Consider the following 12,107-nt stretch of genomic DNA (forward strand, 5'->3'; position numbering starts at 1 on the left):
CACTAAGGTCCCGAACAGCTGTTCGATAGCTTAGCGGGCGGTGGCGACACTTCCCGCGAGGGACACGCCTGAGATGCGAACGGACACGTGACACAGTGGACACATGCGCGTCGTCATCGCCGGTGGGCACGGAAAGATCGCCCTGCTGCTGGAGCAACTCCTCGCCGGTCGCGGCGACACGGCAGCCGGGCTGGTCCGCAACCCGGCGCATGCACCCGACCTGGAGGCGGTCGGCGCGACGACGATCGTGCTCGACCTCGAGCATGCGTCGGTGGCGGAAGTCGCCGCGCAACTGGAGGGTGCCGACGCGGTCGTGTTCGCGGCGGGCGCCGGTCCGGGCAGCGGCGCCGAACGCAAACAGACGGTGGACCGCGACGCGGCGATCCTGCTCGCCGATGCCGCCGAAGCCGCGGGGGTCACGCGCTACGTCATGGTGTCGGCGATCTCGGCCGACGACCGGAGCCTGGACCCGGGTTACGACCCGGTGTTCGTGGCGTACATCCGCGCGAAATCCGAGGCCGACACCGACGTGCGGGCCCGGACCGGACTGGCGACGACGATCGTCCGACCGGGACGACTCACCGACGAACCCGGCACCGGCCTCGTGCATATCGCGGAGACCACGGGCCGCGGCGAAATTCCGCGCGCAGACGTCGCCGCCGTCCTGCTGGCCGTGCTCGACGCACCGGAAACCGCCGGACGGACGTTCGAGGTGATCGCCGGCGACACCCCGATCACTGCGGCACTCGCCTGACCGGCGATCAAACGTACCTCGATCCAGGGTGCACGACCATCAGCACCACGACGATCACCCACAGCAGGTTGAAGATGCCGGTGACCATGGCCAGGGTGCGTAGTTCCGATTCACCGCCCGGCGCGGCCAGCGCCTGCCGCTGACGCGGGGCGATCTGGACTGCGAGCAGGCCGCCGGCGCCGGCCGTGAGCACCATGGCCACGATGATCCACACCTCGGTCGAGCGCCCCTGGACGCCCGCGAGCGCGAGGCCGATCACCGGAACCGCGATGGCCAGCAGACCGTAGACGCGGGTGATCCGGTGCAACAGCCGCGCGATCCCGACGCTGCGTTCGTTGCTCGCAGACGGGCCGTCGACCGGCACGTAGCGCGGAAACAGACTGGTGGCCACGGCGATCGGGCCGACGAAGAGGATGCCCGCCACCACGTGGACGGACAACAGGAACGCTTGCATAACCTTCAGTCTAACTGAAGGTTATGACGACACGGCTGCCACCCGTGTCATGTACGCGCGGAGCGCGCCGGTCAGTTCGGGATGCTGCGCGGCGAACGCGGCGTCCAGCTCGGCCACGACGTCAGCGGCGCGGTTCAACAACGAATCGCCCTTGGCGGTCACCCGCAGAGTCGATGCCGCGCCGGCATGCGCCGTCGCGTCCTCGACCAGACCGGCCTCGACGAATGCCGCCACAGCAGTGTGCGCGCTCTGCACGGTGATCCGTGATCGCCGGGCGAGTTCACTGAACGAGATTCCGGCACTTCCCCGGATGTGGCCCAACAGCCCATACTTACGCGTCGTCAGCCCAAGGGGTTTGAGGGCGTCGGCGAATGCGGCGTCCCACACCCGGCTGACGGTCAGCAGTGCGACGGTCGGGCTGAACGGAGGCGGCTCGGACATCTCGGCAGGCTACCGCCGGAGCGGCTACTCCTCGTCGAGCTGCGCGGCGACGTCGTCCGGGATCTCGACGTTGGTGTAGACGTTCTGCACGTCGTCGCTGTCCTCGAGGGCGTCGACGAGCTTGAACACCTTACGGGCGCCTTCGAGGTCGACCTCGACGGACACCGACGACTGGAAGCCGGACTCGGCCGAGTCGTAGTCGATGCCGGCGTCCTGCAGCGCGGTGCGCACGGCAACCAGGTCGGTGGGCTCGCAGATGACCTCGAACGCGTCACCGAGATCGTTGACCTCTTCGGCACCGGCGTCCAGGACGGCCATCAGCACGTCGTCCTCGGTCTGGCCGTTCTTCTCGAGGGTGATGATGCCCTTGCGGGAGAACAGGTAGGCCACCGAACCCGGGTCGGCCATGTTGCCGCCGTTGCGGGTCATCGCGACGCGGACCTCGCCGGCGGCACGGTTGCGGTTGTCGGTCAGACACTCGATGAGCACCGCGACACCGTTGGGGCCGTAGCCCTCGTACATGATGGTCTGCCAGTCGGCGCCGCCGGCTTCTTCACCGCCGCCGCGCTTGCGGGCGCGCTCGATGTTGTCGTTGGGGACCGAGCTCTTCTTGGCCTTCTGGATGGCGTCGTAGAGGGTCGGGTTACCGCCCGGGTCGCCGCCGCCGACGCGGGCCGCGACCTCGATGTTCTTGATCAGCTTGGCGAACATCTTGCCGCGCTTGGCGTCGATGACGGCCTTCTTGTGCTTGGTTGTCGCCCACTTGGAATGGCCGCTCATGCGTGTACGCCCTCTTTCTGATCCAAACGTCAGCTGACCAGTCTACGTGGGACGACAGCACGCCCTGCGCAGGCTCAAGACGGGCGACTCGGTCATGGGCGTGACGCTTCGATCAATGCCCGTACGAACAGCTGTGCACGAGCTTCTGTACCGACTGTGGAAACGAGGGGCACTGGAAGTGGAGGTCCGTGCCCGGTCCGTCGACCACCGTCAGCCGGTCCCCGGCCACCGGGCTGCGCCGGAGAACGACGGTGCCCGGCTCGAGCTCGATGCCGTCGAACTTGATGATGGCGACATACCAACCTTGGCCGGCTTCTTCGAGATCGTCCACGTGGAAAACCGCCTTGCCGTTCTTGAACAATCCTGCCGGCTTGTCGGCCTTCAACGCATTGATGACGTCGTCATCCGACGGTCCGCTGAATGCGGAGACGACGATGGACAGCCCGGCGATCACCGCAACCCCGACGGCCGCCGCCGGCAGGGCCTTGCCGGTCGTCATCGCCGGCTGTGTCGCCACACCGCCGGCCACAGCCCGATTCCAGTCGGCGATCAGTTCGCGGTCGTAGCCCTCTTGGCGGATCCGAACGTCGATGTAGATCAGCGCCTGCAGGACGCGGAAGAACCCGATCATCACGCCGAGCACGCCCGCGAACAGCAGGAGGTCGGCCCCCGCCAGCAGCGGGCTGTCGACCAGGTCCGTGAGGATCTGGTCGCCCAACAGCGTGAAGTAGCCCCACAGGACCACCGCCATGCACACACTCCACAGCACGTGGATGCCGAGGATGCGCCCGAACGCTGGTTTGAGCAGTTGTACGGATCGTTGGAGCGCGGCTCCGACGCCGCGACCTTCGACCACGACGGCGATGGGTGCCAGGCTGAGGATCAGACCCAGACCGAAGTAGATCGGGAACATCACCAGGAACGTCAATACCAAGCCGCCCGGTCCGGCGAGGGCGATCATCATCTTCGGGCTACTCGTCAGAACCAGGTAGAACACGAGCTGAGGGAGCAACAGAATCGCGTAGAACACCAGCGTGAGTCGGCATACCGCAAACATGCGCTGCCGAGCCAGACGGAGCACGTCACGTGACTGGATCGGCAGGCCGCGCACAGCCCGGTCGGCCGCGATGACCGTCAGCGAGATCAGCAAGGCGTCTGTCGGCAGGGCGATCGCCGCGACTACGACGAAGTAGACGAGCCACACCACCAACATCCCGGTCATCAGGTTGTCCAGATTGGCGAGGCCACCCGCGCCGACCGACATGGTTGCCTTCACCACGACGGTGCCGAGCGTCGCGGCGGACGCGTAAACGAACAGCGCGAAGCCCACCAGGATCACCACCGGTATACCCAGCAACGCGGGCCAGTACCGGAGCATGATCTTCGCGGTACCGCTGAAGATTTCGGGAATCGCCATGGCGCGCAACGGGATCAACGGCATGGGCGGCGCCGTCTGAGCCGGCCCGGACGGAACCGTCGAGGCCGCGTATCGCTCACGCAGGTACACCCCGCCGAGTCCGCACGCCACCGCCAGCAGGACCCAGCTCAAACTCGACGAGACGAACAGCGCCACCAACAGAAAGACCGCCGCCGCGATCCACAGGAAGTGCCACGGCTTCAGTGCCAGACCAGCTCCAGGCGCAGTTCCGGACCCGCCCGGAGCAGCCTGCGGTTGGTAGAAGCCGGACCCACCGTTAGTTTGCGGCGTCCCGGGCGCAGCACCGAACCGCGCAGAGCCGGCAGACAACGGCGGGTGGGAAGCGGCGGGGCCGTAGCGCTGCGGAGGTGGGCGCCGGAATTCGGCGCGCGGGTCGACAGGACGGCTCCACTCATTTTGTCCACCATCAGAATTCGACATCGCCGCTCCTTCGACCGAATGGAATTCGCTGGATTACAGCACAGCCCGGGATGTGGCTGATATCGGTCGAACGGACGACATGCGCGGTCGAGTGGACCTGGCTCCCGAGACCTGCGGCTTGTTAGCTGGCCCTACTTTTTGGCCGGCTGCGTCAGGTCGTAGACGGTGTCGGACCCGACCTTCATGGGCGCGAAGTTGGCGCCGACCCAGTCGGCGATGTCGCTGTGCGCATCAGCGCCCCAGTGCCCCTTGTTGTCGGAGACGATGTAGTACGCCACCTCGTGGCCCGCCACATAGGACTGGAACTGCTGCAGCGTCGGTGCGGGGTCGCTGCCGCCGAAGCCACCGATCGCGATGACGGGCGTACGGGTGTCGAGCTCCAGACCGGCGGCCGGCGACGACCGGTCGATCGCGGCGGACCACTTGGTGGTCGTGGCCTTGAGCAGCGCGTTGAGCTGGGGGTTCTCGTCGCGCTGACCGAAGCCACCGTGCGCCTTGTCGTCCTTGTCCGCCGGACCGACCGACGGCCCGCCGCCGAGGTGCGGCTGACCGAAGGTCGCCAGCGAGTAGGCAACCGATCCCCCGGCGGCGCCGAACATCGCCAGCGCCAGGGCCAGCGTCGCCGCATGCTTGCGGTTGAGGCGGTCCGACCCGATGAGGCCGGCAGCCCCGACCACGGCGGCGACGAGGAGCACCCAGCGCAGCGCGGGCAGCCAGTCGGCGTTGCGGCCGAGGATCACGAAGCCCCACACCCCGCTGACCAAAAGCACTGTCGCCAAACCGATCCGGTGGAACAGCGAGTCACGCCGGCGCCAGAATTCGATGACGAAGATCGCGAACATGGCGGCCATCGCGGGCGCCAGCGCGAGGCAGTAGTACGGGTGCACGTTGGTCTTCATGAAGCTCAGCACCAGGCCGACGCTGACCAGCCAGCCGCCGAACAGGATGGCTCCGGCCCGAACCCGGTCGGTGCGGGGCGCCCGCCCGCGGGAGATCAGTACGAGCACCATCGCCAGGAGCGCGGCCGGCACCAGCCAGCCGATCTCGAAGCCGAATTCGCCGGTGAACAGCCGGGGCAGGCCCTGCGTCTGATCACCCATGCCGAAGCCGTGGTGTCCGGCCGTCTTGATCGTCTCGCCGGCGGCGTGGCCGGCGTGCTCACCGGTGAGGGTGTGCACCGTCGACGGCTTGTCGGGGTCGCTCTTGCCCATGTGGTTCTTGCCGAGCACGCGGCCGAAGCCGTTGTAGCCCAACACCAGATTCATGAAGCTGTTGTCGGTAGAGCCGGCCATGTACGGCCGCGACGATGCCGGCCACAGGATCGTGAGCACCACGAACCAGCCGGCGGAGACCAGCAGCGCCCCCAACGCCCCGAGCAGGTGCCACAGCCGGGTCCGCAGCGCGACGGGCGCGGCGATGAGGTACGTCAGGCCGAGGGCCGGCGCCACCATCAGTCCCTCGAGCATCTTGGCCAGGAACGCGAAACCCAGCGCGACGCCGGCCAACGCCATCCACTTGGCGCCCTTACCGTGGAGCGCGCGAACCGTGAAATACGCCGCCAGCGTCATCAGCAGCACCATGGCCGCATCGGGGTTGTTGAAACGGAACATCATGGCGGACACCGGGGTCAGCGCGAGCACCGCACCGGCGAGCAGACCGGCCGCCGGACCACTGATCCGTCGGACCGCGGCGTACAGCAGCCAGACCGAGCCGACGGCCATCAACGCCTCGGGGATCAACATGCTCGCACTGCTGAAGCCGAAAATCTGGCCGGACAGCGCCATCACCCACTGCGACAGCGGCGGCTTGTCGACAGTGATGACGTTGTTCGGGTCGATCGACCCGAACAGCAGCGCCTCCCAATTCCGCGAACCGGCCCACACCGCGGCGGCGTAGAACTGGTTGCCCATGCCGTTGACGGTGATGTTCCACAGGTAGCCGACCGCCGTGACGATCAGCAGCAGGGCCAGCGCCGCGCGCTCGCCAGTCTTGGCGGGTGCCCTGGTCTCCGGCTCGGCCGTCGGGGCGTCCAGGACAGCGGCGGATGTCGTAGTCACCCGACCATTAAGGCAGCTCCAGCTATGGCCTAGCTGTGAAGCGGACGAGCCGCCGCTATGACGTGCGCGGGCGATGAAACTGCTCACAGTCAGCGGATTCACAGGGGGCCAATCCAGTGAACAGTCGTACACTCAATTCATGGACGACCCCCTCGCCAGCGAAGCCGCCGCCCTCACCGAGCTCGGCCTCAACGAGCTGGGGACCGCCGTCGACGGCATCCACAAGGTCCAGCGCGCCATCTCCGAACGCGTGTTCCGGCTGGTGGGCTTCGGTGTCGGCCCGGCCGCCAAGCCCGTGAAGGTCGTCTACGACGCCATCACCGACGGCGTCTACTCCACCATCAGTCATGTGGCGACGACGGCCGCGCCCATCGCGGGCAAAGCGGTACACGACCAGACCGCCGGCAAGCTGTCCGACCAGGCCGGCGGCGCACGCGTTCTTGCAGTGCTGCAGGGGTTGATCGGCGACAAGCTCCATGAGCAGGGTTCGGTGCTGGCGACCACGATGTCGGTGCGCGTCGACGGCCGGCCGGTGGACCTCGACACCGACAGCCTGCGGGACGCCTACCCGGCCGCCACGGGTGACGTCGTGGTGTTCGTCCACGGGCTGATCGAGACCGAGGCCTTCTGGGCGCTCGGGAAACGGCCGACGTACGGCCGGCGACTCGGTGCCGACATCGGCATCACCGGCGTCGAGATCCGCTACAACACCGGCCTGCACATCTCCGACAACGGACTGCTCCTCGCCGAACTGCTGGACCAACTGGTGGCCGCCTGGCCGGTGCCGGTCACGTCGATCTCGCTGGTCGGCCATTCGATGGGCGGCCTGGTGATCCGCTCGGCCTGCGCAGTGCCCGGCGCCTCGTGGGTGGACCGGGTGCGCACCGTCGTCACGCTGGGCACCCCGCACACCGGCGCGCCGCTGGAGAAGGTCGTGCACTACGGGTCGGCGGCACTTTGCGCGCTGCCCGAAACCCGCCCGTTCGGCAGCCTGCTGCGGCGGCGCAGCACCGGAATTCGCGATCTGCGGTTCGGCTCGCTCGACGAACGCGACTGGCGCGACCGGGCGCCGGATGCCCTGCGCGCCACGGCTCCGATCGACGTGCCGCTACTCGAGGGCGTGTCGTACTACTGCGTGACCGCAACCCTGGCCCGCACGCCGGCCAACCCGATCGGCTGGGTACTCGGCGACGGGCTGGTGCAGGTGCGCAGCGCGCAAGGCCGAAGCCGCAAGCGCGACATGGGGTTTGAACGCGGCAATCGCCTGCACCTGCCGGAGGCGCACCACTTCACCCTGCTCAACGACGAGCGGATCTATGAGCGGCTGCGCGTCTGGTTGGCATAGTTAGCTGCGGCCACGGCCATCACACTCGGCGATGTCGGCCGAACGGATGAATTTCACGGCTTCCTCACCTAATGGCAAACCAATCCGCATCACGCATAGCCAAACTACGTGCTATTACTATGCGGTCCAGTTAACCGTGCGTGAGCACCGAGGGTAAGTGAGCCGTCCCATGCGTCGTCGGGTTATCGAAATTGCCGGAGTGACAGTGGCAGCGGGACTGATGTTCCCCGTACTGACGCAGACCGGCGTGGCACACGCCGACCCGGTCGCCACCGTGAAGGCCCGGACCCAGCGGATGAGCGACGCCAATCTCGGTTCGCACCAAGAAGGTTGGTACAACGTCGGCGACAAGCTGACTCTCGTCTGTTCGAAGCGCGGGCAGAACGTCAAGGGCTTCTTCAGTTTCAACATCCCCGGCGGATGGGACAACCTCTGGTATCAGACCTCGGACGGCCACTTCGTGGCCGACGTGGATATCGAAACCGGAACACTCAACGATGTGACGGGCATCTGCGGCGACAACCGCCCACCGGCGCCCGCGGCTGCCCAGCCCACCGGCGGGATTGCCGGCTTCGTCGCGAACACCAACGGACAGCAGATCGGCGACGGCCAGTGCGTGACGCTGATCAAACGGTATCTGAGCGACGTCTACGGTATCGCCGCGGGCTCATGGGGCAACGCGATCGACTATCGCAGCGGCGGCCGGGGCGGCAATGAACTCCAGGCCCGCGGGTTCACCTGGAGCGACGACCGAGACTTCAGCGATGGCGACATCCTTGTGTGGCAACAGGATCCGCGATTCGCGTACCTGCCGCAAGGGCACATCGCCACGTGGTACAACGGCAGGATCTACGACCAGAACTACGCCGGACGACTGACCGCCGGTTCTGACCCGTTCTCCGGATACGGCTACCTCGGACGCTGGCGAAAGACCTCATAGGCCGCACGCGACCGCACCCTACTGGCCAAGCGACTCGACGAAGAGCTTGTGGATGCGCCGGTCGCCGGTGACCTCGGGATGGAACGACGTCGCGAGCATGCGGCCCTGACGGACGGCGACCGGATGTCCGGCCGCGCGGGCCAGCACCTCGACGTCGGGTCCGACGCGCTCGACCCAGGGCGCCCGGATGAACACCGCATGCACGGGATCATCGAGGCCGACGAAGTCGAGGTCGTCTTCGAACGAGTCGACCTGACGACCGAACGCGTTGCGCCGCACCGTCATATCGATCCCGCGTAGCGGCAGCGCCTCACGGCCCGGCACGCCCGCGTCGTTGATCTCGGTGGCGAGCAGGATCATGCCGGCACACGATCCGTAGCACGGCAGGCCCGCGGCCAGGCGGTCGCGCAGCGGCTCCAGCAATTCCAGCTCGCGCAGCAGGTGGCTCATCGCGGTGGATTCGCCGCCCGGGATCACCAGGGCGTCAACGGCATTGAGCTCCGTGAGGCGCCGGACCGTGGAGACCTCGGCGCCCGCCTCGCGCAGCGCGGCCAGATGCTCTCGGGTGTCCCCCTGCAAGGCCAGGACACCGACGTGCGGGCTCACTCCGCCGGCGGGACGAAACCGCGGTTGTAGCGGGTCAGCCCCTCCTGCATCACGGCGGCCACCATCTCGCCGTACTGGTTGAAAATCTTGCCCTGCGTCAGCGCACGACCGCCGCACGCCGACGGCGACGACTGGTCGTACAGCAGCCATTCGTCGGCCCGGAACGGCCGCATGAACCACATGGCGTGGTCCAGCGAGGCGATGTTCATGTGTTTGCGTACCTCGAGGTGATTCACCTGCGCCGAACCCAGCAGCGTCAGGTCGCTCATGTAGGCCAGCGCGCAGATGTGCAGCACGTGATCGTCGGGCAGCGGGTCGCGGTGCCGGAACCAGACCTGCTGCTGCGACGCCTTGCCCGGCACCCGGGCCACCTGGTCGCGCGGCACGATGCGCACGTCCCACTCGGCGAACTGGGCGAAGCCGGCGTCGTCGAACGCTCCGGCGGACCGGAACCCCTTCGACAGGTCAGGCGGCGGCGGGACCGGCATGGCGTCCTGGTGCTCGATGCCCGACTGGTCGGTCTGGAACGACGCCGACATCGAGAAGATGGTCTCGCCATGCTGGATGGCACTCACGCGGCGGGTGCAGAACGACCCACCGTCGCGAATGCGCTCCACCATGTACACCGTCGGTGCGCGGGCGTCACCGGGACGCAGGAAGTACCCGTGCAGCGAGTGCACCTGGTACTTCGGCTCCACGGTGCGCACCGCGGACACCAACGACTGACCGGCTACGTGGCCACCGAAAGTGCGCTGCAGGAAGCCCGATTCCGGGCTGAAGACACTGCCGCGGTAGATGTTGACCTCGAGTTGCTCGAGATCGAGTATCTGCTCGATTGCCACCTGTTGGTTTTACCAGCCCCGCTCGGCGAGCCGATGAGGCTCCGGCACGTCCTCCACGTTGATGCCGACCATGGCCTCGCCCAGGCCGCGCGACACCTTGGCCAGCGTGTCGGGGTCGTCGTAGAACGTCGTGGCCTTGACGATGGCCGCGGCGCGGGCCGCCGGGTCACCGGACTTGAAGATGCCCGAGCCGACGAACACGCCCTCGGCACCCAGCTGCATCATCATCGCGGCATCGGCCGGGGTGGCGATGCCACCGGCGGTGAACAGCGTCACGGGCAGCTTGCCGGCCCGCGCGACCTCGACCACCAACTCGTACGGCGCCTGCAATTCCTTTGCGGCAACGTACAGTTCGTCCTCCGACAGCGACGTCAGCCGACGGATCTCGCCACCGATCTTGCGCATGTGGGTGGTGGCATTGGACACGTCACCGGTGCCGGCCTCACCCTTCGAGCGGATCATGGCCGCGCCCTCGTTGATGCGACGCAGGGCCTCACCCAGGTTGGTGGCGCCGCACACGAACGGCACGGTGAACTTCCACTTGTCGATGTGGTGGGTGTAGTCGGCCGGGGTCAGCACCTCGGACTCGTCGATGTAGTCCACCCCGAGGCTCTGCAGAATCTGCGCCTCGACGAAATGGCCGATACGGGCCTTGGCCATCACCGGGATGGTGACGGCATCGATGATGCCCTCGATCATGTCCGGATCGCTCATCCGCGAGACACCGCCCTGCGCGCGGATATCGGCGGGAACGCGCTCTAGCGCCATGACGGCGACGGCACCTGAGCCTTCGGCGATGCGCGCCTGCTCGGGTGTTACGACGTCCATGATGACGCCGCCCTTCAGCATCTCGGCCATGCCGCGCTTGACCCGGGCGGTGCCCGTCTGACCGCTGTTATCCGCTGCGGTATCCACTGCAATCTCCCTCAAGAATTTGGTACCCGCCAAGTCTAGTGGCCGGACCAAATCGGTTATCCGCGCAGGTCAGCGGATGGGCTGCGGCTCCGCGCCCGCCGTCGCCACCGGACGCACCCTGTCGGCCAATTCGCCTGCGAGAGAGAGGTATTCACCGAGCTGCAATGGGTAGACAGTCTCACCATCGGCGGCCAGCCGGGCGATGACCGCCGCGTCACACCAGCGGTGCGCGTGGATCGACTGGCGCTCCACCGTGGTGTGACCACTGGTCACCGGTTCGAAGCGGGTGGTGCGGTACACGAAGAAGAACTCCTCGCTGCGGATCACAGACCCGTTGAACTCGAACACCGCCTCCCGACGCCACACCGGGCCGATCAGGTCGGCCGGGTCGACCTTCAGCCCGGTCTCCTCGGCCATCTCGCGGGCGGCGGCGTCGGGCAGCGACTCGTCCGGTTCGACCGCTCCCCCGACGGTGAACCACCACCGCGGCGCCATCAGCGGGTCGGCGGCCGGGTCGCTGCCGCAGAACAGCAGCACCTGCCCGTCCTGGTCCAGCAGCACCACACGGGCCGACGTCCGTCGTCCCACCGCACCGGGCTCGTGCCGCGACGCCCGCTCGACGATCTCGAAATAGGTTGGCATGGCCGCGGTTCCACCGAGATGCAGCCAGCGCACCAGGGTGCGCTCCCGCAGCGCCAGGGTGTCGCGCACGGCGTCGTTGTGGAAGCGCCGGGCCAGCAGCACCCGGGCCTCGGCGTCGGCGAGCTCGGCGACCAACGTCACCGGGATGGACGCCGGATCGACCTGCGCCAGGGCGCCCGACAGTTCGTTCTCCGCCGCCTCGCGGGCCGCGCGGGGCGCCCGTTCGGCTTCGTCCGCCAGTGCGGCCAGGCGACGGCCCGCCGGTCGGGACCCGTACGCGTCGGCCGCGACGGCCCGGGCGACCACCGCGCGCCGGGCCAGCGCGCCGTCCAGGGCCTGCCACGACAGGTCGTAGCGGACGTGCAGCCGGTCAAGCCGGTGCGCGGTCTGATAGGCCCACACCACCGTGAGCAGGACCATCAGCGCCAGGAAGACCAGCGCGATCAAAAGAAGCCAGTGCGTCATGCTATTTC

12 protein-coding genes are annotated in these 12,107 nt (G+C 67.6%); 3 read left to right on the forward strand and 9 right to left on the reverse strand.

Translation table 11 applies throughout. The features are described from left to right. Positions 1-103 precede the first annotated feature (103 nt). Entirely contained in the window at positions 104-754 is a 651-nt protein-coding gene (locus QRN63_RS25315; protein ID WP_285033673.1) for an NAD(P)H-binding protein, read from the forward strand. A 7-nt stretch (positions 755-761) separates the two neighbouring features. Here QRN63_RS25315 and QRN63_RS25320 read toward each other — a convergent pair whose 3' ends face one another. The 5 genes from QRN63_RS25320 to QRN63_RS25340 all read right to left on the reverse strand — a co-directional run bounded on the left by QRN63_RS25320 (position 762) and on the right by QRN63_RS25340 (position 6,344). Continuing rightward, positions 762-1,208: a hypothetical protein gene (locus QRN63_RS25320; protein ID WP_267317181.1), complete on the reverse strand. Its 447-nt coding sequence runs from the start codon at positions 1,206-1,208 to the stop codon at positions 762-764. Between the two features lie 21 nt (positions 1,209-1,229). Further along, positions 1,230-1,649: a MarR family winged helix-turn-helix transcriptional regulator gene (locus QRN63_RS25325; RefSeq protein WP_285033674.1), complete on the reverse strand. Its 420-nt coding sequence runs from the start codon at positions 1,647-1,649 to the stop codon at positions 1,230-1,232. A gap of 24 nt (positions 1,650-1,673) precedes the next feature. After that, the gene (locus QRN63_RS25330; protein ID WP_285033675.1) at positions 1,674-2,429 is read right to left on the reverse strand and encodes a YebC/PmpR family DNA-binding transcriptional regulator; all 756 of its coding nucleotides are present in this window, start codon (positions 2,427-2,429) and stop codon (positions 1,674-1,676) included. A gap of 112 nt (positions 2,430-2,541) precedes the next feature. After that, on the reverse strand, positions 2,542-4,287 hold the full coding sequence (locus QRN63_RS25335; RefSeq protein ID WP_285033676.1) for a glycerophosphodiester phosphodiesterase family protein: 1,746 nt from the start codon (positions 4,285-4,287) through the stop codon (positions 2,542-2,544). A 131-nt stretch (positions 4,288-4,418) separates the two neighbouring features. Next, positions 4,419-6,344 (reverse strand): ArnT family glycosyltransferase, encoded by a 1,926-nt coding sequence (locus QRN63_RS25340; RefSeq protein WP_285033677.1) that lies wholly within the window; start codon positions 6,342-6,344, stop codon positions 4,419-4,421. Positions 6,345-6,483: 139 nt separating this feature from the next. Between QRN63_RS25340 and QRN63_RS25345 the strand changes: the two genes are divergently transcribed. Together QRN63_RS25345 and QRN63_RS25350 are read left to right on the forward strand one after the other, a co-directional pair. Further along, complete coding sequence (locus QRN63_RS25345) at positions 6,484-7,689, forward strand: lipase family alpha/beta hydrolase (RefSeq protein WP_267317176.1); 1,206 nt, start codon at positions 6,484-6,486, stop codon at positions 7,687-7,689. A 199-nt stretch (positions 7,690-7,888) separates the two neighbouring features. Next, a complete protein-coding gene (locus tag QRN63_RS25350; protein WP_285033678.1) occupies positions 7,889-8,629 on the forward strand; it encodes a hypothetical protein in 741 nt (246 codons plus the stop codon). Positions 8,630-8,647: 18 nt separating this feature from the next. Here the strand turns inward: QRN63_RS25350 and pdxT are convergent, their stop codons facing one another. The 4 genes from pdxT to QRN63_RS25370 form a co-directional block, all read right to left on the reverse strand. Beyond that, on the reverse strand, positions 8,648-9,235 hold the full coding sequence (pdxT, locus tag QRN63_RS25355; protein WP_267317174.1) for a pyridoxal 5'-phosphate synthase glutaminase subunit PdxT: 588 nt from the start codon (positions 9,233-9,235) through the stop codon (positions 8,648-8,650). Beyond that, positions 9,232-10,077, reverse strand: coding sequence for an acyl-CoA thioesterase II (gene tesB / locus QRN63_RS25360; RefSeq protein ID WP_285033679.1), 846 nt, complete (start codon positions 10,075-10,077; stop codon positions 9,232-9,234). The genes pdxT and tesB overlap by 4 nt, the downstream gene beginning before the upstream one ends. 9 nt (positions 10,078-10,086) lie before the next feature. Beyond that, positions 10,087-10,992 (reverse strand): pyridoxal 5'-phosphate synthase lyase subunit PdxS, encoded by a 906-nt coding sequence (pdxS, locus tag QRN63_RS25365; protein ID WP_020101778.1) that lies wholly within the window; start codon positions 10,990-10,992, stop codon positions 10,087-10,089. 69 nt (positions 10,993-11,061) lie between these two features. Then, on the reverse strand, positions 11,062-12,099 hold the full coding sequence (locus QRN63_RS25370) for an NUDIX hydrolase (RefSeq protein WP_285033680.1): 1,038 nt from the start codon (positions 12,097-12,099) through the stop codon (positions 11,062-11,064). Positions 12,100-12,107: the final 8 nt, after the last annotated feature.

Origin of the sequence: Mycolicibacterium sp. lyk4-40-TYG-92 (genome assembly GCF_030209435.1) — a bacterium.
Taxonomy (GTDB): Bacteria; Actinomycetota; Actinomycetes; order Mycobacteriales; family Mycobacteriaceae; genus Mycobacterium.

Bases quoted from the DNA above. Each gene is read 5' to 3' on its own strand.
- QRN63_RS25315 (WP_285033673.1), top strand. From the start codon at position 104: ATGCGCGTCGTCATCGCCGGTGGGCACGGAAAGATCGCCCTGCTGCTG.
- QRN63_RS25370 (WP_285033680.1), bottom strand. From the start codon at position 12,099: ATGACGCACTGGCTTCTTTTGATCGCGCTGGTCTTCCTGGCGCTGATG.
- QRN63_RS25335 (WP_285033676.1), bottom strand. From the start codon at position 4,287: ATGTCGAATTCTGATGGTGGACAAAATGAGTGGAGCCGTCCTGTCGAC.
- QRN63_RS25345 (WP_267317176.1), top strand. From the start codon at position 6,484: ATGGACGACCCCCTCGCCAGCGAAGCCGCCGCCCTCACCGAGCTCGGC.
- QRN63_RS25330 (WP_285033675.1), bottom strand. From the start codon at position 2,429: ATGAGCGGCCATTCCAAGTGGGCGACAACCAAGCACAAGAAGGCCGTC.
- QRN63_RS25325 (WP_285033674.1), bottom strand. From the start codon at position 1,649: ATGTCCGAGCCGCCTCCGTTCAGCCCGACCGTCGCACTGCTGACCGTC.
- QRN63_RS25320 (WP_267317181.1), bottom strand. From the start codon at position 1,208: ATGCAAGCGTTCCTGTTGTCCGTCCACGTGGTGGCGGGCATCCTCTTC.